Origin of the sequence: Streptomyces sp. NPDC020490, from assembly GCF_044335305.1 — a bacterium.
Lineage (GTDB): Bacteria > Actinomycetota > Actinomycetes > Streptomycetales > Streptomycetaceae > Streptomyces.
This window is the reverse complement of sequence record NZ_JBIRUY010000040.1, coordinates 30896-51762: the sequence shown is the minus strand read 5'-3', so window position 1 is coordinate 51762 and position 20867 is coordinate 30896. Positions and strand designations below refer to the sequence as shown.

Here is a 20867-nt window from a genome sequence, read left to right as displayed (position 1 = left end):
CTGTGTCCATGACTCCTACGACGGAGACCATGGTCGGTATCGGCGGCGCCGCGGAGAGCACCGACATGGTGCTCAACATCGGGCCCCAGCACCCCTCCACGCACGGTGTGCTGCGGCTGCGGCTGGTGCTGGACGGTGAGCGCATCACGCGCGCGGAGCCGGTGATCGGATACATGCACCGGGGCGCGGAGAAACTCTTCGAGGCGCGCGACTACCGCCAGATCATCATGCTCGCCAACCGCCACGACTGGCTGTCGGCCTTCTCGAACGAGCTGGGTGTGGTCCTCGCCGTGGAGCGCATGCTCGGCATGGAGGTCCCCACCCGCGCGGTGTGGACGCGCACGCTCCTCGCGGAGCTCAACCGGGTGCTGAACCACCTGATGTTCCTGGGCTCCTACCCGCTGGAACTCGGCGGCATCACGCCGGTGTTCTACGCTTTCCGGGAGCGCGAGACCCTCCAGACCGTGATGGAGGAGGTCTCCGGCGGCCGTATGCACTACATGTTCAACCGCGTCGGCGGTCTGAAGGAGGACCTGCCCGCGGGCTGGACGGCACGCGCGCGTGCCGCCGTCGCCGACGTGCGGTCGCGCATGGACGTCTACGACGACCTGGTGCTCGGCAACGAGATCTTCCGCGGGCGCACGCGGGGCGTGGGGGCGCTCGCGCCGGATACCGTGCACGCGTACGGCGTGAGCGGGCCGATCGCGCGCGCCTCGGGGGTCGACTTCGACCTGCGCCGCGACGAGCCGTACCTCGCCTACGGGGAGCTGCAGGACACCCTGAAGGTCGTCACCCGGCGGGAGGGCGACTGCCTCGCCCGCTTCGAGGTGCTGTTGGAGCAGACCCACAACGCCCTCGACCTCGCCGACGCCTGCCTCGACCGTCTCGCCGACCTGCCGCCCGGCCCGATCAACCAGCGGCTGCCGAAGGTGCTCAAGGCGCCCGAGGGCCACACCTACGCGTGGACCGAGAACCCGCTCGGCATCAACGGCTACTACCTCGTCAGCAAGGGCGAGAAGACCCCGTACCGGCTCAAGCTGCGCTCGGCCTCGTACAACAACATCCAGGCGCTGGTGGAACTGCTGCCGGGAACGCTGGTCGCGGACATGGTGGCGATTCTGGGCTCGCTGTTCTTCGTCGTCGGGGACATCGACAAGTAGCCCTACTCGCCGTCCAGGAGCGCGTCCGGGATGCCCACCGGCTGCAGCAGCCAGCCGAAGCCGCCGAGGCCGCCCGGAGCGGTGAGCTCGGCGGCTTCGCCGGCGCTCGCGAGGGCGCGCACGTAAGCGGCGGGGTGTGTGGTCGCCAGGGTGAGCGGGGGGCGTGCGCCCGTGATGCCCAGCGCGCGCAGCGCGTCGCGCTGCCGCATCAGGCGCGCGCCGGGGAGCGTGCGCTCCGTCGCCGGCATCGTCGGGTGCGCCGTCAGGTGCGCCATGGCGTGCGCCGCGCACGCGTCCAGCGCGACATGCGCCGTGATGTCGCACGACCCGTCCGGCACGGGCGCCGCCGCGCGCCCCTCCCGGAACCCGGTGAGCGTCCCGAACGGGGGGCGCGCGTCCCGGCTGTGCGCGTAGTCGACCGCGACCGCGAGCCCCCGGTCGAGCGTCGCGACCGCGGCGGCCCAGGCCTCGTCCCGGGGCAGCCCGATCTCGGCCCGCAGCCCCTCCCCGGCGCCCAGCGGCCACCACCGCGCGAGCCACTCCGCCTCCGCGCCGCCGACCGGCTCCCCGAGGCGCTCGGTGCCGTCCCGCCGGACGAGCACCCGTCGCGGCACGCCCGTCGCGTCCGTCTCGGCGACCTCCACCGGAACGTTGTCCAGCCACTCGTTGGCGAACAGCAGCCCGGTGACACCCTGGGGCGGCTCGGCCAGCCACCGGACGCGGTCGTCGAGGTGCGCGGGACGGTCGGCGAGCTCGACGGCGTAGGCGCGCGTGCGGACGGCCACGTCGGCGGGGAGCACGGCCAGCACACCGGCGGCCAGCTCGCCCCGCCCCGCCGCCATGTCGACGAAGTCGAGCGACGCGGGCCGGCCGAGCGCCTCGTCGACGCGGCACAGCAGCCGGGCCACGGCCTGCGCGTACAGCGGCGACGCGTGCACGGACGTACGGAAGTGCCCGGCCGGCCCCTCCGGCCTGCGGTAGAAACCGCCCGGCCCGTACAGGGCCGCCTCGGCCGCCGCCCGCCAGCCGCGCCACTCGTCCGTCTCGTCCGTCGTCTCTGCCGTCACCGGGCCAGGCTAAGCGCACCGGGGAACGGGACCTCCACCTTGCGGAGTATGCGCACCGCTCGCGGATCGGCCCTCCGGTTGACCCCTGCACCTATCCCGCTTCCCTACTCTGGGTTACGTGCAGCGCCTCTATGACTTCCTCCGCAGGCACCCGACATGGGTCGACGGCTTCTGGGCCGTCTTCCTGTTCGGGATCTCCGCGGTGAGCGCGACCGCCCATCGGGAGGACCGGGGCACCGACGCGCCGATGGCGGTCGTTCCGGTCATCGTCCTGTTGTGCCTGGTGATCGCGGGGCGCCGGCGCATGCCCGAGAAGATGCTGCTGCTGACGATCGGCATCGGCGCCGCCCAGGTGGCGCTGGACGTGGCGGTGACGCCCGCCGACTTCGCGATGCTGGTGATCGTCTACACGGTCGCCGCGACCGGCGCCCGCTGGGCCTCCCGGCTGGCGCTGGCCGTGAGCCTCGGCGCGGCCACGGTGGCGCAGCTGCGCTGGCCGAACGACAACAGCAGCGTCCTGGGCAACGTGGCGATCGTGGTCCTGCAGACGGTGCCGTTCGCGCTCGCCTGGGTGCTCGGCGACTCGATCCGCACCCGCCGCGCCTACTTCGCCCAGCTGGAGGAGCGCGCGGCCCGGCTGGAGAAGGAGCGCGAGGCGCAGGCCAAGGTCGCGGTCGCCGCCGAGCGCGCCCGCATCGCGCGCGAGCTGCACGACGTCGTCGCGCACAACGTGTCGGTGATGGTCGTGCAGGCCGACGGCGCCGCCTACGTCCTCGACGCCGCGCCCGACCAGGCGAAGAAGGCCCTGGAGACGATCTCCTCGACCGGCCGCCAGGCCCTCGCCGAGATGCGCCGCCTGCTGGGCGTGCTGCGCACCGGCGAGCACCAGGAGACCAGCGAGTACGTTCCGCAGCCAGACGTCGAGCAGATAGACGAGCTGGTCGAGCAGTGCCGCCATGCCGGCCTGCCCGTCGACTTCAAGGTGGAGGGCACCCCGCGCCCGCTGCCCAGCGGCGTCGAGCTCACGGCGTACCGGATCGTGCAGGAGGCGCTGACCAACACCCGCAAGCACGGCGGCCCGAACGCGGGCGCCAGCGTGCGCCTGGTGTACTTCGACGACGGCCTCGGCCTGCTCGTCGAGGACGACGGCAAGGGCGCCCCGCACGAGCTGTACGAGGAGGGCGGCATCGACGGCCAGGGCCACGGTCTGATCGGCATGCGCGAGCGGGTCGGCATGGTCGGCGGGACCCTGGACGCCGGCCCGCGCCCCGGCGGAGGATTCCGCATCAGCGCCCTGCTGCCGCTCAAACCGGCGCACTGACGTTTCCGCACGCCCCCGGTTGACACCTGTAACGCCCCTCAGCAACCCCCTGGACGGACATGGAAGAGGCCTCGATGACGATCCGCGTGATGCTCGTGGACGACCAGGTGCTGCTGCGCACCGGGTTCCGGATGGTGCTCGCCGCGCAGCCGGACATGGAGGTCGTCGCGGAGGCCGGGGACGGTGTCGAGGCCCTGCAGGAACTGCGCGCCACCGACGTCGACGTCGTCCTGATGGACGTGCGCATGCCGAAGCTGGACGGGGTGGAGACCACCCGCCGCATCTGCTCGGCGCCGAACCCGCCGAAGGTGCTGATCCTGACCACCTTCGACCTCGACGAGTACGCGTTCTCCGGTCTGAAGGCGGGCGCCTCCGGCTTCATGCTCAAGGACGTGCCCCCCGGTGAGCTGCTCGCCGCCATCCGCGCGGTGCACAGCGGCGACGCGGTGGTGGCCCCCTCGACCACGCGCCGGCTGCTGGACCGCTTCGCGCCGATGCTGCCGAGCACCGGCAACGAGCCCCGGCACAACGAGCTGGAGCGGCTCACCGGCCGCGAACGCGAGGTCATGGTGCTGGTCGCGCAGGGCCTGTCCAACGGTGAGATCGCGGCCCGGCTCGTGCTGTCCGAGGCGACCGTCAAGACGCACGTGGGACGCATCCTGACCAAGCTCGGCCTGCGGGACCGGGTACAGGTGGTGGTGCTGGCGTACGAGACCGGGCTGGTGCGGGCGGGCGGGCACGGCTGAACCCCTTCGAACGCGCCCCCGACGCGCCCGCCGCCCACTAGGGTCTGCGCATGCTCCTGTGGATCAACGGCCCCTTCGGGGGCGGCAAGACACAGACCGCGCACGAGATCCAGCGGCGTCTGCCCGGCAGCGTCATCTGCGACCCCGAGCACGCCGGCTTCGGGCTGCACCGCATGATGCCGCCCGATCTGCGCGAAGACTTCCAGGACCTGGCGTCCTGGCGGCAGGGCGTCGTGGAGGTCCTCGACCTCGCCCTCACCCGGCACGACGGCGTGGTGATCGCCCCGATGACGGTCACCGACTCCGGCCACTTCAAGGAGACCGTCGGCCGGTTGCGGGAGCTCGGGCACGACGTACGGCACTTCACTCTGCTCGCCGAGCGCGGGACCGTGCTGAAGCGGCTGAACGAGCGCGGCTTCGGGCACCTCCTGCGGAACGTCGCCGGGAAGAACGCCGGTCTGCGGCGGGAGAGCTGGGCCGTACGGCAGCTGGACCACTGCCTCGAACGGCTGCGCGAGCCGGAGTTCGCCGAGCACCTGTGGACCGACCACTCGACCGTGCCGAAGACGGCGGACCGCATCGCCGTGCTGGCGGGGCTGACCCTCCGGCCGAACAACGAGGGCGCCCTGCGCACACGGCTGAGGCAGGCACGGGTCGGGGTGCGGCACATCCGGTTCGACTGAACCCGCTACCGAATCCGGTACGCCGGTCGACGGCCACACCGGGGATGTCGGGCCCACCGGGGGCACCGGGGGCTCAGCGCAGGACGCCCTCCAGGAAGTCGCTGCCCAGCCGGGCCACCACCGGCACGTCCAGCTGGTGCAGGACGTACCGGCCGCGCCGGCGGGTGGTGAGCAGGCCCGCCTTCTTCAGGACGCTCAGATGCCGGGATATCTCGGGCGGGGTCATGCCGTGCACCTGGGCCAGCTCACCCGTGGTGAAGGCGCTGCGGGCCAGGCTCCGTCACAGCCGCATGCGCACCGGGTGCGACAGGGCCGTCATCCGCAGGGCCAGCTGCTCGACCGAGGCCGGCGCGACCGGATCGGGGGAGGCCACCGGGTAGTGCAGCACCGGCTGCCAGGCGTACCGGTGCAGGACCATCAGGTGTGGCCGGCCCAGACTGGTGGGGACGAGCAGCAGGCCGCCGTCGCGCGTGGCCGTGCGGCCTTCACTGAACTTGTCGACCGTGACGCAGGCCGCCGCCTCGTCCAGGGCCACGGCCGGCGACACCGCGGCCAGCGCCTCGGCCAGGCCCTTGCGCCGCAGCAGGTCCGTCTTGTGGCGGGCGTCCGCCGCCAGCTGGTGGCGCAGCCGGGCCCAGGTCTCCGCGAAGAACGCCTCGTCGCAGTCCTCCAGGAACTGCCGCAGCCACGCCCTGATCCGCGGCGGGTCGGCCAGCAGCCGCTCGCTGAAGTGCAGCTGCCGCGGCCCGCGCGCGGCCGCGCGCTCCAGCGCGAGCCGCCGCGTCCCGGCGTCGGCCAGGGCGCCGGGACCGGGCAGGCTGTACGGCAGGGCGCAGGTGAACTCCAGCGCGCCGTCCACGAACTGCTCGTCCGTCAACTTGTCGAGCAGGTCCAGGTCCTCGGCGAGCGTCGCACCGGGCAGGGCGGTACGGTCCGGGACGCCCGCGCAGGGCAGGAAGAGGTCCGAGTACGTCGTCCGCCACAGGAAGTCCGCCTCGCACATCCGGTCCGCCAGATGCGGGTCGAGCCGCGCGGTCACCCCGGTCACCCAGCCCTGCAGGCCCGGATGGTGCCCCGGTTCGGACAGCGCGTGCAGCGCCATGCCGAGCTCGGCCAGGGGCGAGGGGACGACGGCGATCCGCTCCGGCCGCAGCCCCGCGATGTCGATGCGCAGGCTCATGACCTCATGGTGCACCCCGGCACCGACAACGCCGCCCCCGCGTGCGGCCGCCGCCGAACGCCGTCCGTGCCGGACCCGGCCCGGTCACGCGCCACTGGCCCACCCTGCCACTCGCGCACCCGGTTCGCTCCCGCACCGCGTCACTCGCGCACCTCGGGCTTGCCCACCTCCTCGTTCAGCCGGGCAACGAACTGCGAGACCGCCGCCTTCACGTCGCCGGCCGTCCACTCCAGGCCCGCCGCGCGTACGTCGACCTCCGTGTACGCCACCGCGGGGCCCTTGGCGTCCCAGGGGTTCGTGAACAGCAGCGTGTTCGTCTCCTCGGCCTGCCGTACGGCCGCCTCGGCGACGACGTCGGGGTCGTAGGGCAGCCAGACCTGGAACGCGTTGGTGTGCGGCACCTCGGGGTGTACGCGCGCCCACGGCAGCCCGGCAGCCGCGAAGCCCTCGCGCAGCGCGGCGGCCACCACACGCGCGTGGCGCACGTACTCGGGCAGCCGGGGCAGTTCGCGCTCCAGACCGGCGAGCGCCGACAGCGCGGTCGGGAACTGCTGGAAGACCTGCCCGCCGTACCGGTGGCGCCAGGTCCTCGCCTCGTCGACCAGCGTCTTCGGACCGGCGAGCGCCGCGCCGCCGTAGCCGTCGAGCGACTTGTAGAAGGAGACGTACACGCTGTCCGCCAGGTCCGCGATCTCGTCGAGCGGCCGGCCGAGGTGGACGGCGGACTCCCACAGGCGCGCGCCGTCGAAGTGCACCACCGCGTCACGCTCGCGCGCCGCCGCCACGACCTCGCACAGCTCCTCCCAGGACGGCAGCAGGAATCCGGCGTCCCGCAGGGGCAACTCCAGCATCAGCGCCCCGAAGGGCTCGGCGAAGTCGCGCACCTCCTCCGCGGTCGGCTGGCGCGGCTCGCCGGTCAGCCGGACCGGGCGCAGACCGCTGACCTGGCTGAGGGCATGGCGTTCGTGCACCTCCGGGTGGGACATCGCGTGCAGCGCGACGGCCCCGTCGCCGGTGCGGCCGGCCCAGCAGCGCAGGGCCACCTGCTGGGCCATCGTGCCGGTGGGGAAGAAGGCGGCCGCCTCCTTGCCGAGCAGCCCGGCGACCTTGCGCTCCAGGGCCTCCACGACACCGTCGCCGTAGACGTCCGACGCCTCGTCGAGGTCGTACAGGTCCGGCGCCGCGTCCAGGACCGCGAGGCGCTCCCTCAGCGTGCCCCGGAAACCGGGGCGCGACAGCACCCGCGCGCTCCGGTAGGCGCTCATGCGCCGCTTGTAGCGCCGTACGCGCCGCTCCTCGTCCGACAGCGGCTCCGGCTGCTCCGCCGAATGTTCCTCCGACGGATGTTCCTCCGCCGAACCCTCTTCCGGAGAATGTTCCTCCGGCAGCCGCTCCGCCGAGTGCTCCCCCGGCTCGCTGCCCTGCCCGCCCTGCTCCGCGCTCTCGGTCATGCCCCGGATCATGCCGCGCGCCGTCGCCCGCGGGCACGCCCATTTCCCCACCGGCGCACGCGCGCAGGCGGCGTGCGGTAACCCACAGCCTGTGGACAACCGGCCGCCCCTCGGACCGATCGCGTTAGCATGACGAGAAATCGTCCGGTACCCGAAGCGGACTGGAACGGGAAGGCCGCCGTCGCGTGAGTACAAGCCAACAGCCAGATCCCCAGGACCGCCCAGCGCGGCTCACCGTCGGCGTCGTCGGCGCCGGCCGCGTGGGCCCCGCGCTCGCCGCGTCCCTCCAGCTCGCCGGACACCGCCCGGTGGCCGTCTCCGGAGTGTCCGACGCCTCCAGGCGGCGAGCCGCGGAGCTGCTCCCCGACGTGCCGCTGGTGCCGCCCGCCGAGGTGCTCCAGCGCGCCGATCTCGTCCTGCTGACCGTCCCCGACGACGCCCTGCCCGGACTCGTCGAGAGCCTCGCCGACACCGGCGCCGTCCGGCCGGGCCAGCTGCTCGTCCACACCTCGGGACGCTACGGCGTACGGGTCCTGGACCCCGCCCTGCGCGCGGGCGCCCTGCCGCTCGCCCTGCACCCGGCGATGACCTTCACCGGGACCCCGGTGGACGTCCAGCGCCTGGCCGGCTGCTCCTTCGGCGTCACCGCGCCCGACGAGCTGCGGCTGGCCGCGGAGGCCCTCGTCATCGAGATGGGCGGCGAACCGGAATGGATCGCCGAGCCGATGCGCCCGCTCTACCACGCCGCGCTCGCGCTCGGCGCCAACCACCTCGTCACGCTGGTCGCCCAGTCCATGGAGCTGCTGCGCGCCGCCGGCGTCGAGGCGCCCGACCGGATGCTCGGCCCGCTGCTCGGCGCCGCCCTGGACAACGCCCTGCGCTCCGGCGACGCGGCCCTCACCGGCCCCGTCGCCCGGGGGGACGCGGGCACCGTCGCCGCGCACGTCGCCGAACTGCGCACGCACGCCCCGCAGACCGTGGCCGGCTACCTCGCGATGGCCCGCGCGACCGCCGACCGGGCGCTCGCCCACGGACTGCTGAAGCCGGAACTGGCCGAGGACCTGCTCGGGGTGCTCGCCGACGGGACCGGCGGGACCGGCGGGACGGGTGGTACCGGCGGGACCGGCGGCGCCGAGGGAGACGTCCGATGAGCATCACCTTGCTGCGCACCGCGGACGAACTGCACGCACGCACGCGTACCGGCCGTCGCGCCGTCGTGATGACCATGGGCGCCCTGCACGAGGGCCACGCCTCCCTGATCCGCACGGCGCGCGGGATCGCCGGACCCGACGGGGAGGTCGTCGTCACCGTCTTCGTCAACCCGCTGCAGTTCGGCGCGGGCGAGGACCTCGACCGCTACCCCCGCACCCTGGACGCCGACCTGGAGGTGGCCCAGCGGGCCGGGGCGGACGTCGTGTTCGCCCCGTCCGTGGACGAGGTCTACCCCGGCGGCGAGCCCCAGGTCCGCGTCAGCGCGGGCCCCATGGGCGAGCGCCTGGAGGGCGCCTCGCGGCCCGGCCACTTCGACGGGATGCTCACCGTCGTCGCCAAGCTGCTGCACCTCACCCGCCCCGACGTCGCCCTGTACGGCCAGAAGGACGCCCAGCAGCTCGCCCTGATCCGCCGCATGGTGCGGGACCTGAACTTCGGCGTCGAGATCGTCGCCGTGCCGACCGTGCGCGAGGACGACGGCCTGGCGCTGTCCAGCCGCAACCGCTACCTCTCGCCCGAGGAGCGCCGCACGGCGCTCGCGCTCTCCCGCGCGCTGTTCGCGGGCCGCGACCGGCACGCCGCCCAGGAGGCGCTGCGCGCGCGTGCCCGCGAGGTGCCCGCCACGCACGCGCGTGCCGAGGCACTCAGCGCGATAGGGGAGTCGAGGGCCGCGGCCGACGCGCACGCCGTCGCCCAGGCCCGCACGTCGCCCGCCGCCGCCCCGGGCCACGACGCCGAGGGCCGTGCCTTCCTCGGCGCCCCGTCGGCCGTCCGCGCGGCCGCCCGCCTGGTCCTCGACGACGCGTCCCGGCTGTCCCCGCCGCTGGAACTGGACTACCTGGCGCTCGTCGACCCGTCCGACTTCACCGAGATCGAGGACGGCTTCACCGGCGAGGCGGTTCTCGCCGTCGCCGCCCGGGTCGGGGCGACCCGGCTGATCGACAACATCCCCCTCACCTTCGGAGCCGCCTCGTGACCAGCACAGGCATACGCCCGCCCGTCGCCCACCACGACCCTCGAGCGGGAGCGCTTCGCACTCGCCCCCGCTTGTTCGCGCCCGCGCCCGGGTGGTCCATCTCCGCGGACGTGGTCGTCGTCGGCTCCGGAGTGGCCGGACTGACGACCGCCCTGCGCTGCGCGGCGGCCGGCCTGGAGACCGTCGTGGTCACCAAGGCCCGTCTCGACGACGGCTCCACCCGCTGGGCCCAGGGCGGCATCGCCGCGGCCCTCGGCGAGGGCGACACCCCCGAACAGCACCTGGACGACACCCTGGTCGCCGGCGCGGGCCTGTGCGACGAGGAAGCGGTACGGATCCTGGTCACCGAGGGGCCCGACGCCGTACGCCGCCTGATCTCCACCGGCGCCCACTTCGACACCGACGACGAGGGCGGCATCGAGCTCACCCGCGAGGGCGGCCACCACCGCCGCCGCATCGCGCACGCGGGCGGCGACGCGACCGGCGCGGAGATCTCCCGGGCGCTGGTCGAGGCGGTACGCGCGGCCGAGGGCGGCGGCGGGCGACGGGCGGGCGTGCGCACGATCGAGAACGCGCTCGTCCTGGACCTGCTCACCGACGCCGACGGCCGTACCGCGGGCGTGACCCTGCACGTCATGGGCGAGGGCCAGCACGACGGCGTGGGCGCCGTGCACGCGCCCGCGGTGGTCCTCGCGACCGGCGGCATGGGCCAGGTCTTCTCCGCCACCACCAACCCGTCGGTGTCCACCGGCGACGGCGTGGCGCTCGCGCTGCGCGCCGGCGCGGAGGTCTCCGACCTGGAGTTCGTCCAGTTCCACCCGACGGTGCTGTTCCTCGGCCCGGACGCGGAGGGCCAGCAGCCGCTCGTCTCCGAGGCGGTACGCGGCGAGGGCGCCCACCTGGTGGACGCGGACGGCGTGCGGTTCATGGTCGGCCAGCACGAGCTGGCCGAACTCGCGCCCCGGGACATCGTCGCCAAGGGCATCACGCGCCGGATGCAGGAGCAGGACGCCGAGCACATGTTCCTCGACGCCCGGCACTTCGGCGCCGAGATGTGGGAACACCGCTTCCCGACCATCCTCGCCGCCTGCCGCGCCCACGGCATCGACCCGGTCACCGAGCCCATCCCGATCGCCCCGGCGGCCCACTACGCCTCCGGAGGCGTGCGCACGGACTCCCACGGGCGCACGACCGTCCCGGGCCTGTACGCGTGCGGCGAGGTCGCCTGCACCGGCGTGCACGGCGCCAACCGGCTCGCGTCCAACTCCCTCCTGGAGGGGCTCGTCTACGCCGAGCGGATCGCCGCCGACATCGCCGCCGACGCCACGTCCGACGCCACGTCCGACGCCACGTCCGACGGCGCGGACGCCGGTGCGGACGGCCACGCGGACGCCGGCGCGGACAGCGGCGCGCGCGGCGGCCTCCACGCGCGCGTGCCGGAGCCGGCCGGGCATCCCGAGGAACCGGTCCACCCCCTGCTGGAGCCCGAGGCGCGCTTCGCGATCCAGCGGATCATGACGGACGGCGCGGGCGTCCTGCGCTCCGCCGCCTCCCTCGCCAGGGCCGCCGGCCAGCTGGAGCGCCTGCACACCGACGCCCGCGACGCGCTCGCCGAGAACGGCAAGACCGCCGAGCCCGGCGTCGACACCTGGGAGGCCACCAACCTCCTGTGCGTGGCCCGCGTCCTGGTCGCCGCGGCGGAGCTGCGCAAGGAGACCCGCGGCTGCCACTGGCGCGAGGACCACGCCGAGCGCGACGACGCCGCCTGGCGCCGGCACATCGTCGTACGGCTGAATCCCGACCGCACACTCGCCGTGCGCACCACCGATACCGCAGACTTCCCCCCGACCCGGCAGCGCCTTCAGGAGCAGTGACACAAGTGAGCACCCCCGACCTCCCCCTCGCGTCCACCGGCGGCTGCGGCGACGGCTGTGCCTGCGGCGCGGAAGCCGACGCGGAAGCCGCGGAATACCTCGAGTGCGGGCTCGACCCCGCGCTCGCCCAGCTCCTGGCGGACGCCGGACTCGACCCCGTGGAGGTCGAGGACATCGCAGGCGTAGCCATCCAGGAGGACCTCGCCCACGGCGTGGACGTGACCACGGTGGCGACGATCCCCGAGGACGCCGTCGCCACCGGCGACTTCACCGCGCGCGAGGCGGGCGTCGTCGCCGGCCTCAGGGTCGCCGAGGCGGTGCTCTCGGTGGTCTGCACGGACGAGTTCGAGGTCGAGCGGCACGTCGAGGACGGCGACCGCGTGGCGGCCGGCCAGAAGCTGCTGTCGGTCACCACGCGCACGCGTGACCTGCTCACCGCCGAACGCAGCGCCCTCAACCTGCTGTGCCGCCTGTCGGGCATCGCCACCGCCACGCGCGCGTGGGCCGACACCCTCCAGGGCACCGGTGCGCGGGTGCGCGACACCCGCAAGACCACGCCCGGCCTGCGCTCCCTGGAGAAGTACGCCGTCCGCTGCGGCGGGGGCGTCAACCACCGCATGTCGCTGTCGGACGCGGCGCTGGTCAAGGACAACCACGTGGTCGCCGCCGGCGGTGTCGCCCAGGCGTTCAAGGCCGTGCGCGAGGCCTTCCCCGAGGTGCCGATCGAGGTCGAGGTCGACACGCTGCACCAGCTGCGCGAGGTCGTCGACGCGGGCGCCGACCTGATCCTGCTGGACAACTTCACCCCCGGCGAGTGCGAGGAGGCCGTGGCCCTCGTCCACGGCCGCGCCGCCCTGGAGGCGTCGGGCCGCCTGACCCTGGACAACGCGCGCGCGTACGCCGAGACGGGCGTGGACTACCTGGCCGTGGGCGCCCTCACCCACTCCTCGCCGATCCTGGACATCGGCCTCGACCTGCGCGCGGCGGAGTAACGGCCATGCTCCTCACGATCGACGTGGGAAACACGCACACGGTCCTCGGCCTGTTCGACGGTGAGGACATCGTCGAGCACTGGCGCATCTCGACGGACGCGCGCCGCACGGCGGACGAGCTGGCGGTGCTGCTGCAGGGCCTGATGGGCATGCACCCGCTGCTCGGGGACGACCTCGGCGACGGCATCGACGGCATCGCCATCTGCGCGACCGTGCCGTCGGTGCTGCACGAGCTGCGCGAGGTGACGCGGCGCTACTACGGCGACGTGCCCGCGGTGCTCGTCGAGCCGGGTGTGAAGACGGGGGTGCCCATCCTCACCGACAACCCCAAGGAGGTCGGCGCCGACCGCATCATCAACGCGGTCGCGGCGGTCGAGCTCTACGGCGGCCCCGCGATCGTCGTGGACTTCGGTACGGCGACGACGTTCGACGCGGTCTCCGCGCGCGGGGAGTACGTCGGCGGTGTCATCGCGCCCGGCATCGAGATCTCGGTCGAGGCGCTCGGCGTCAAGGGCGCCCAGCTGCGCAAGATCGAGGTCGCCCGGCCGCGGCACGTGATCGGCAAGAACACGGTGGAGGCGATGCAGGCGGGCATCGTCTACGGGTTCGCCGGCCAGGTGGACGGCGTGGTGAGCCGGATGGCGCGCGAGCTGGCGGACGACCCGGACGACGTGACGGTGATCGCGACCGGCGGTCTGGCGCCCATGGTGCTGGGCGAGTCCTCGGTGATCGACGAGCACGAGCCGTGGCTGACCCTGATCGGACTGCGGCTGGTGTACGAGCGGAACGCGTCGCGCCTGTAGCCGCCCTCCGTCCTGTCGCCGCCCTCCGCGGGCGCGCGCCACGCGGGCACGTGGGCGTGGGCACGCGGGGGTGGGGGCCGGCGGCTGGGGCGCAGGGTGCGAGCAGCGCAGAGGCGCAGAGGCGCAAGGGCGCGGTGCGGCGGCCGCGCCCGACACGCCCTGTTTTATGTCGGTTTTGTCTGATTAGCGCGTATCGTCGGCACATGCCCACGCCATACGGATCCCGCGGCGGCATGGCGTTCGGCGTGGAGGAGCTGCGTGTGCTCCGCCGCGCTCTCGCCCTCGCCCTCCGCCCCGAAACCGCCTCGGCCGAGGAAGTCGCCGAGGAAGTCCAGGACTGCCTCCGCCTCGCCGAGTCCCTCGACGAGGCGATGCGCGAGGGCGCCCGGCTGCGCGCCTTCCTGGTGGCCGATCTCGCCCGTTACCGCGCCGCGCTGCCCGGGACCGCCACCGGCTATCTCGCGCTGCTGGAGGAGGTACTGGGTTCCGGCTACCGTCCGCACCCCGACGACCTCGCCGCCCTGCGGGCCCTGCGCGGCAATCCGGTGGCCGCCGCCCTCCTGGACCGCTGCCAGGTCCTCGCGGAACAGGACGTACGCGCCCGCCTCGCGCGCCGGGCGGCGCCCCCGGCCGTCCCGGTGGTCCCCGCCTCCCGCGTCCGCCTCACGGCCCTTCCGGGCGGCCTCTCGGCCGACGACGCCGACACTGGCGACGTCGTCGGCAGTGCCGCGGACCAGGATCCCGCCGAGCGGCCGGAGAAGCCCGCGGAGAAGCCGCCCGCCCCCGAGCCGGCCCCGGCCACCCCGAAGCCGCCCCGCCCCATCCCCACCCCCGGCGAGGTCTTCCCACGCCGCAAACCGAGCCCCGCGCCGCCGCCGAACCACCCCCGCCAGCTCACCGCGGTCTGACCGACCCCGCCCCGCCCGTCCGCCGCCCCGTGGTTAACCTGGGTGCATGGACTACGTCTCCGCGCTCCTGCCCCCGGTCGTCATGGCCGTGTTCTTCATCGGCGTGATCAGGGTGATCGTGAAGACCCAGGGCGGGGCCAACAAGGCCAAGGAGGACGCGGCCGTCGACGCCGCCATCGCGCAGGCGGAGGCGGCCCGTCAGGCCCCCGCGCGGACCGACGGCTGACACCCGGCCGACGACACCCCCACCGGCGTACGACTGCCGCGTCCGTGACTGTCGCGTCCACGACTGTCACGCCTGCTGGCGGCGTACGCCCTTTTTGTCGCGTTTGCTGAAGTAAGTGCCGGTTCGGCACGCGAATGGCGGGATCTCCCACTAGGGTGCTGAGGTGTGCCCCGCCCATTGGGAGAACTCGAAGACGCGGTCATGACACGGGTGTGGAAGTGGAACCGCCCGGTGACCGTTCGAGAAGTCCTGGAAGACCTTCAGCGGGAGCGGACCATCGCCTACACCACGGTGATGACCGTTTTGGACAATCTCCATCAGAAGGGCTGGGTGCGCCGCGAGGCGGAAGGCCGGGCCTATCGATATGAGGCCGTCTCCACCCGGGCCGCCTACGCCGCCGCCCTCATGAACGACGCCTGGTCCCAGAGCGACAACCCCGCGGCCGCTCTCGTCGCCTTCTTCGGCATGATGAGCGACGAACAGCGGCAGGCCCTGTGGGACGCCGTCCGCATCGTCCAGGGACCGGAAACACCCGGAGCCGGGGAGAACCCCGGCTCCGCGCCGCAGGGGGGCGGGCGATAGCGTCCGGTCATGTCCCGAGAGAGTCCCTCGTCCGCGAGTCCCGAAGTCGGCGCTAAAGCCATCACCGTGCGGCGGGCCCGCACCAGCGATGTTCCGGCCGTGCGCCGTCTCCTTGACGCCTACGTCCGCGGCCGCATCCTGCTCGACAAAGCGACGGTGACGCTTTACGAGGACATCCAGGAGTTCTGGGTGGCGGAACGGGACGACAACGCCGAGGTGGTCGGCTGCGGTGCGCTGCACGTGATGTGGGAAGACCTCGCGGAAGTGCGCACTCTCGCGGTCAAGCCCGGCCTGAAGGGCGCCGGCGTCGGCCATCAGTTGCTGGAGAAGTTGCTGCAGACCGCGCGCTGGCTCGGCGTTCGCCGCGTTTTCTGCCTGACCTTCGAAGTGGACTTCTTCGGCAAGCACGGCTTCGTCGAGATCGGCGAGACGCCTGTCGACACCGACGTCTACGCGGAGCTGATGCGTTCCTATGACGAGGGCGTCGCCGAGTTCCTCGGCCTGGAGCGAGTGAAACCGAACACCTTGGGCAACAGCCGGATGCTTCTGCATCTGTGATCGCCGATCACCGCGGAGTATTCCGTCCGGAGCTCTGCCCAGGTTCCCTATGTCCGAAACGCGCATGTTTCCGGGCCTGGCCGGGTCTGCCGGTCTCTCCCGGGGGTTTGTGTTTTTCCGGCAAAAGCGGTTTGCTTTCCGACGTACTGCAGTACTGCATATAACAGGGGACGGCGAAACGGCGGACGCCGCAGACCCCCGGCCCACAAGTCATGAATGAAAGGAAATCCGGTGGCACAGAAGGTTCAGGTCCTTCTTGTCGACGACCTCGACGGCGGCGAGGCGGACGAGACTGTCACGTTCGCGTTGGACGGCAAGACGTACGAGATCGATCTCACGACCTCCAATGCGGACAAGCTTCGCGGCCTTCTCGAGCCTTACGTGAAGGGCGGTCGTCGTACCGGAGGCCGTTCTTCGGGTGGGCGCGGAAAGGCCCGCGCCGCTTCCGGCGGCAGCCAGGACACCGCGCAGATCCGCGCCTGGGCGAAGGAGAACGGCTACGAGGTCAACGACCGCGGCCGCGTCCCCGCGTCCATCCGCGAGGCCTACGAGAAGGCCAACGCCTGAGCACGGGCGCGACGCAGGCGGATCCGGTGGCACTGCGTCGCCACCGTGTTCACGAGTCGTACGAGATCGGGGGCGCCCTCCCGGCCCCCCATGGCCGACAGCGTCGGCAGCGAGGCCTCGGCCTCGGCCTCGCATCCCGGCCCGGGGGGCCGCAGCCACACGGCGGCCCCCTGCAGGGTGCCGGGGGCGCCCGGAGCCGACGGCCGCGCCCCGGCCCGCTCCGGCCCGGGGGGCGGCGGAGCGTCCATCGCGTCGCCCTCGCCGAGCGCCGTCAGGTCGAGCGCCAGCGCTCCCCACTCCAGCCAGTCCAGCAGCCCGGACAGCTCCTCCGCGCTGCCCGCGGCCACCAGCAGCCGCATCCTTCCGCCCTGCACGGCCACCGGTGACCGCGGCGTGAGGTGTCTGAGGCCCGCGCGGCCCGCCTCGGCCGGGACGTCCAGGACGTCGAAGCGTACGCCCACCGCGAGCCGCACAGCGGACCCGGGGTTCCCGGATTCACCGCGCACCGCGGGCATCACGGGCACCGTGGGCCACCCCAGTTCGTTCTCGTACCAGTCGCGGACAGCGGCGCCCGGGTCGAGCGGGCGGCGGGGGAGCGGGACCGTGACCTTCGTCCCGTTTGTGACGTTCGCGACATCCGCGGTGACCGGGGGGAGGGTGCCGACCATGCCAGGTGCAACCGCCGAGGGGGCGCCGAAGTCACGCTGTGGCGTCATCCGGTCGCGCAGAGTGCCGGACAGGGGGTGCGCGGGGGGTGTGGGGAGGCGCAAGGTTGTTCGCCCATAGCGGAGGGAACCGGTGCGCGCGGCATGGACTGTCCGCCCCTGCGGGTAAGACATCCCTAGTGGGAGGGGGCGACACGCAGGACGAGGCGTCTCACGTTCGCCATCGGCGTACTGGTGGTGGGGGTAAGTGCCTGGCCTGCGGGAACATCGTCTCGCACCATCGGGTTGGAAGAGATGTCGGCGTTCGGGGTCAGGAGGCAGTGTTGGTTCTCGGGCCGGTGTCGGCAGTTGGAATGAGCGGTCCCCGCTTGCGGGACTAAGCTGCGGAAGGACAGGGAGGGGAAGTTCCCCCCACTGCCTGACCGCTCTGAGGAGCGATTAACGATGTTCGAGAGGTTCACCGACCGCGCGCGGCGGGTTGTCGTCCTGGCTCAGGAAGAAGCCCGGATGCTCAACCACAACTACATCGGCACCGAGCACATCCTCCTGGGCCTGATCCACGAGGGTGAGGGTGTCGCCGCCAAGGCCCTTGAGAGCCTCGGGATTTCGCTCGAGGCGGTCCGCCAGCAGGTGGAGGAGATCATCGGCCAGGGCCAGCAGGCCCCGTCCGGGCACATCCCCTTCACCCCCCGTGCCAAGAAGGTCCTGGAGCTGTCGCTCCGCGAGGCCCTTCAGCTGGGCCACAACTACATCGGCACGGAGCACATCCTGCTCGGCCTGATTCGCGAGGGCGAGGGCGTCGCCGCCCAGGTCCTGGTCAAGCTGGGCGCAGACCTCAACCGCGTGCGGCAGCAGGTGATCCAGCTGCTCTCCGGTTACCAGGGCAAGGAGACGGCCACCGCCGGCGGTCCTGCCGAGGGCACCCCCTCGACGTCCCTGGTCCTCGACCAGTTCGGCCGGAACCTCACCCAGGCCGCCCGTGAGTCCAAGCTCGACCCGGTCATCGGGCGCGAGAAGGAGATCGAGCGGGTCATGCAGGTGCTGTCCCGCCGTACCAAGAACAACCCGGTGCTGATCGGTGAGCCCGGCGTCGGCAAGACCGCCGTCGTCGAGGGCCTCGCCCAGGCCATCGTCAAGGGCGAGGTGCCCGAGACCCTCAAGGACAAGCACCTCTACACCCTGGACCTCGGCGCGCTGGTCGCCGGCTCCCGCTACCGCGGTGACTTCGAGGAGCGCCTGAAGAAGGTGCTCAAGGAGATCCGCACCCGCGGCGACATCATCCTGTTCATCGACGAGCTGCACACGCTCGTCGGCGCGGGTGCCGCCGAGGGCGCCATCGACGCGGCCTCGATCCTGAAGCCGATGCTGGCCCGCGGTGAGCTGCAGACCATCGGCGCCACCACCCTGGACGAGTACCGCAAGCACCTGGAGAAGGACGCCGCCCTCGAGCGCCGCTTCCAGCCCATCCAGGTCGCCGAGCCGTCCCTGCCGCACACGATCGAGATCCTCAAGGGTCTGCGTGACCGGTACGAGGCCCACCACCGGGTCTCCATCACGGACGAGGCGCTGGTGCAGGCCGCCACCCTGGCCGACCGGTACATCTCGGACCGCTTCCTGCCGGACAAGGCGATCGACCTGATCGACGAGGCCGGCTCCCGGATGCGCATCCGCCGGATGACCGCGCCGCCGGACCTGCGCGAGTTCGACGAGAAGATCGCCGGTGTCCGCCGCGACAAGGAGTCCGCGATCGACTCGCAGGACTTCGAGAAGGCCGCTTCGCTCCGCGACAAGGAGAAGCAGCTCCTGGCCGCCAAGGCCAAGCGGGAGAAGGAGTGGAAGGCCGGCGACATGGACGTCGTCGCCGAGGTCGACGGCGAGCTGATCGCCGAGGTCCTCGCCACGGCCACCGGCATCCCGGTCTTCAAGCTGACCGAGGAGGAGTCCAGCCGCCTGCTCCGCATGGAGGACGAGCTCCACAAGCGGGTCATCGGCCAGGACGACGCCGTCAAGGCGCTGTCGAAGGCGATCCGCCGTACCCGCGCCGGTCTGAAGGACCCGAAGCGTCCGGGTGGTTCGTTCATCTTCGCCGGCCCGTCCGGTGTCGGTAAGACCGAGCTGTCCAAGGCGCTCGCGGAGTTCCTCTTCGGTGACGAGGACGCGCTGATCTCCCTCGACATGTCGGAGTTCAGCGAGAAGCACACGGTCTCCCGGCTGTTCGGTTCGCCCCCCGGCTACGTGGGCTACGAAGAGGGCGGCCAGCTGACCGAGAAGGTCCGCCGCAAGCCGTTCTCCGTCGTCCTCTTCGACGAGGTCGAGAAGGCCCACCCGGACATCTTCAACTCGCTGCTGCAGATCCTGGAGGACGGTCGCCTGACCGACTCCCAGGGCCGGGTCGTGGACTTCAAGAACACGGTCATCATCATGACGACCAACCTCGGCACCCGGGACATCTCCAAGGGCTTCAACCTGGGCTTCGCCGCCTCGGGCGACACGAAGACCAACTACGAGCGCATGAAGAACAAGGTGTCGGACGAGCTCAAGCAGCACTTCCGCCCCGAGTTCCTCAACCGCGTCGACGACGTGGTCGTCTTCCCGCAGCTGACCCAGGCCGACATCCTGCGGATCGTCGACCTGATGATCGGCAAGGTGGACGAGCGCCTGCGGGACCGGGACATGGGCATCGAGCTCTCCCAGTCCGCCAAGGAACTGCTGTCCAAGAAGGGCTACGACCCCGTGCTGGGCGCCCGGCCGCTGCGCCGGACCATCCAGCGCGAGATCGAGGACTCGCTGTCGGAGAAGATCCTCTTCGGCGAGCTGCGTCCCGGTCACATCGTGGTCGTGGACACCGAGGGCGAGGGCGACGCCAAGACCTTCACCTTCCGGGGTGAGGAGAAGTCGGCGCTGCCGGACGTCCCGCCGATCGAGCAGGCGGCCGGCGGTCCCGGGCCGAACCTGAGCAAGGAGGCGTAAGCCTCACCGCACGTGAGAGGGGGCGGGGGCGTCGGGGCCCCGCCCCCCCCAACTGCCTCCCTAACACAAAGACAGCTGCCCCGGGGATGGCGGCAGCGGGTTAGGGTTGTCGGGGTGGCCGCCCCCCAGGGCGGTCGGGGGCCGGGGGGCCCGGGGCCAACCCTGACAACGTGGGCTAACCCCACCCCCCCGGGGGGGGGGGGGGGGCCGCCCGCCCCCCCCCCCCTCTCACGTGCCTCCGTACGACTACGACAGCTGCCCGTCGTAGTCCGGCAGCTTGTACGTCTTCTCGGCATGGCCGCCCGACAGGTCGGTGGCGCTGTTGCCGATGTTCGCGATGATCGTGTAGCCCTTGTTCCCGATGGCGACGCGCTGGGCGGTCTTGTAGGCGGCGACGTTCTTGAAGAGGTCGAGCAGGCCGCGGACGTAGAGGCTGGAGACGTCGTAGCCGTCGTACTCGAGGTTGTACTCGGTGGGCAGGTAGATGATGCCGGGGCGGGCCGTCACGAAGAACAGGGAGACGCCGTGCTCCTGGGCGTACTTCGCGACGTCCAGGACCGGCTTGTTGGCCGGCTGCGGGTAGCTGAAGCCGAAGTCGGTCTCCAGCGTGGTGTTGTCGACGTCGAACACGATCGCCTGCTTCTCGCCCGGCTTCGCGGCGGCGATGCGCGCCTTCAGGTACGGCAGGGCCTGGTCCATCACCGCCTGGCAGTCCCGCTGCCAGGTCGCGTAGTCGACGTCCCCGGCGGCGGTCGCGGTGCTGGTGGCCGTAGCGGCGTCGGCGGGGGCGGCCAGGGCCACCAGGGCGGCCGCGGCGACCGCGGTGACGGTGGTGCGGCGGGCCAGGGGGCGTCGTCCTGTCATGGGTGGGGGTTCCTCTCACGTCCGTGACGCTGCTGTTGTCGGGTGCATGCTCGTCGGCGCGG

At 72.5% G+C, this 20867-nt stretch carries 19 protein-coding genes and 1 pseudogene; 15 read left to right on the top strand and 5 right to left on the bottom strand.

The annotated features are described in order from the left end of the window. Nucleotides 1-8: 8 nt before the first annotated feature. A complete protein-coding gene (locus tag ACH4ZX_RS32890; protein ID WP_398280853.1) occupies nt 9-1160 on the top strand; it encodes an NADH-quinone oxidoreductase subunit D in 1152 nt (383 codons plus the stop codon). Between the two features lie 2 nt (nt 1161-1162). Here ACH4ZX_RS32890 and ACH4ZX_RS32885 read toward each other — a convergent pair whose 3' ends face one another. Continuing rightward, the gene (locus tag ACH4ZX_RS32885) at nt 1163-2227 is read right to left on the bottom strand and encodes an SAM-dependent methyltransferase (RefSeq protein ID WP_398280850.1); all 1065 of its coding nucleotides are present in this window, start codon (nt 2225-2227) and stop codon (nt 1163-1165) included. A gap of 118 nt (nt 2228-2345) precedes the next feature. On the opposite strand from ACH4ZX_RS32885, the gene ACH4ZX_RS32880 reads away from it, so the two are divergent. The 3 genes from ACH4ZX_RS32880 to ACH4ZX_RS32870 all read left to right on the top strand — a co-directional run bounded on the left by ACH4ZX_RS32880 (nt 2346) and on the right by ACH4ZX_RS32870 (nt 4977). Next, a complete protein-coding gene (locus ACH4ZX_RS32880) occupies nt 2346-3548 on the top strand; it encodes a sensor histidine kinase (RefSeq protein ID WP_398280847.1) in 1203 nt (400 codons plus the stop codon). Nucleotides 3549-3622: 74 nt separating this feature from the next. After that, nucleotides 3623-4294 (top strand): response regulator, encoded by a 672-nt coding sequence (locus tag ACH4ZX_RS32875; RefSeq protein WP_398280844.1) that lies wholly within the window; start codon nt 3623-3625, stop codon nt 4292-4294. Nucleotides 4295-4344: 50 nt separating this feature from the next. Further along, a complete protein-coding gene (locus ACH4ZX_RS32870; RefSeq protein WP_398280841.1) occupies nt 4345-4977 on the top strand; it encodes an AAA family ATPase in 633 nt (210 codons plus the stop codon). Nucleotides 4978-5050: 73 nt separating this feature from the next. On the opposite strand, the pseudogene ACH4ZX_RS32865 reads toward ACH4ZX_RS32870, so the two are convergent. Then, nucleotides 5051-6157 (bottom strand): annotated as a pseudogene (locus tag ACH4ZX_RS32865) (DUF5937 family protein). 140 nt (nt 6158-6297) lie between these two features. Then, a complete protein-coding gene (locus ACH4ZX_RS32860; protein ID WP_398280838.1) occupies nt 6298-7608 on the bottom strand; it encodes a threonine aldolase family protein in 1311 nt (436 codons plus the stop codon). 185 nt (nt 7609-7793) lie between these two features. On the opposite strand from ACH4ZX_RS32860, the gene ACH4ZX_RS32855 reads away from it, so the two are divergent. The 10 genes from ACH4ZX_RS32855 (at nt 7794) to ACH4ZX_RS32810 (ending at nt 16306) form a co-directional block, all read left to right on the top strand. Then, nucleotides 7794-8759, top strand: a complete 966-nt coding sequence (locus tag ACH4ZX_RS32855; protein ID WP_398280835.1) for a Rossmann-like and DUF2520 domain-containing protein — start codon at nt 7794-7796, stop codon at nt 8757-8759. Next, nucleotides 8756-9796 carry a pantoate--beta-alanine ligase gene (gene panC, locus ACH4ZX_RS32850; protein ID WP_398280832.1) on the top strand — a complete coding sequence of 347 codons (1041 nt, stop codon included), beginning with the start codon at nt 8756-8758 and terminating at the stop codon, nt 9794-9796. Before ACH4ZX_RS32855 ends, panC begins: the two co-directional genes overlap by 4 nt. An 11-nt stretch (nt 9797-9807) precedes the next feature. After that, nucleotides 9808-11670, top strand: coding sequence for an L-aspartate oxidase (locus ACH4ZX_RS32845; RefSeq protein WP_398280945.1), 1863 nt, complete (start codon nt 9808-9810; stop codon nt 11668-11670). Nucleotides 11671-11675: 5 nt separating this feature from the next. After that, complete coding sequence (gene nadC / locus ACH4ZX_RS32840; protein ID WP_398280829.1) at nt 11676-12662, top strand: carboxylating nicotinate-nucleotide diphosphorylase; 987 nt, start codon at nt 11676-11678, stop codon at nt 12660-12662. Nucleotides 12663-12667: 5 nt separating this feature from the next. Next, the gene (locus ACH4ZX_RS32835; RefSeq protein ID WP_360745246.1) at nt 12668-13465 is read left to right on the top strand and encodes a type III pantothenate kinase; all 798 of its coding nucleotides are present in this window, start codon (nt 12668-12670) and stop codon (nt 13463-13465) included. 233 nt (nt 13466-13698) lie between these two features. Then, nucleotides 13699-14373, top strand: a complete 675-nt coding sequence (locus ACH4ZX_RS32830; RefSeq protein ID WP_398280942.1) for a hypothetical protein — start codon at nt 13699-13701, stop codon at nt 14371-14373. Nucleotides 14374-14419: 46 nt separating this feature from the next. Then, nucleotides 14420-14599, top strand: coding sequence for a hypothetical protein (locus tag ACH4ZX_RS32825; RefSeq protein ID WP_360745243.1), 180 nt, complete (start codon nt 14420-14422; stop codon nt 14597-14599). A 177-nt stretch (nt 14600-14776) separates the two neighbouring features. Next, on the top strand, nt 14777-15181 hold the full coding sequence (locus ACH4ZX_RS32820; RefSeq protein ID WP_398280825.1) for a BlaI/MecI/CopY family transcriptional regulator: 405 nt from the start codon (nt 14777-14779) through the stop codon (nt 15179-15181). A gap of 9 nt (nt 15182-15190) precedes the next feature. Beyond that, on the top strand, nt 15191-15739 hold the full coding sequence (locus ACH4ZX_RS32815) for an amino-acid N-acetyltransferase (protein WP_398280822.1): 549 nt from the start codon (nt 15191-15193) through the stop codon (nt 15737-15739). Between the two features lie 231 nt (nt 15740-15970). Beyond that, complete coding sequence (locus ACH4ZX_RS32810; RefSeq protein ID WP_398280819.1) at nt 15971-16306, top strand: Lsr2 family protein; 336 nt, start codon at nt 15971-15973, stop codon at nt 16304-16306. On the opposite strand, the gene ACH4ZX_RS32805 is transcribed toward ACH4ZX_RS32810, so the two are convergent. Then, the gene (locus ACH4ZX_RS32805; RefSeq protein WP_398280816.1) at nt 16285-16974 is read right to left on the bottom strand and encodes an SCO3374 family protein; all 690 of its coding nucleotides are present in this window, start codon (nt 16972-16974) and stop codon (nt 16285-16287) included. The genes ACH4ZX_RS32810 and ACH4ZX_RS32805 overlap by 22 nt on opposite strands. A gap of 441 nt (nt 16975-17415) precedes the next feature. Here ACH4ZX_RS32805 and ACH4ZX_RS32800 point away from each other — a divergent pair, with 441 nt between their 5' ends. Beyond that, nucleotides 17416-19941 (top strand): ATP-dependent Clp protease ATP-binding subunit, encoded by a 2526-nt coding sequence (locus ACH4ZX_RS32800; RefSeq protein WP_324785544.1) that lies wholly within the window; start codon nt 17416-17418, stop codon nt 19939-19941. 246 nt (nt 19942-20187) lie between these two features. Here ACH4ZX_RS32800 and ACH4ZX_RS32795 read toward each other — a convergent pair whose 3' ends face one another. Beyond that, the gene (locus tag ACH4ZX_RS32795; protein ID WP_398280812.1) at nt 20188-20805 is read right to left on the bottom strand and encodes an HAD family acid phosphatase; all 618 of its coding nucleotides are present in this window, start codon (nt 20803-20805) and stop codon (nt 20188-20190) included. Nucleotides 20806-20867: the final 62 nt, after the last annotated feature.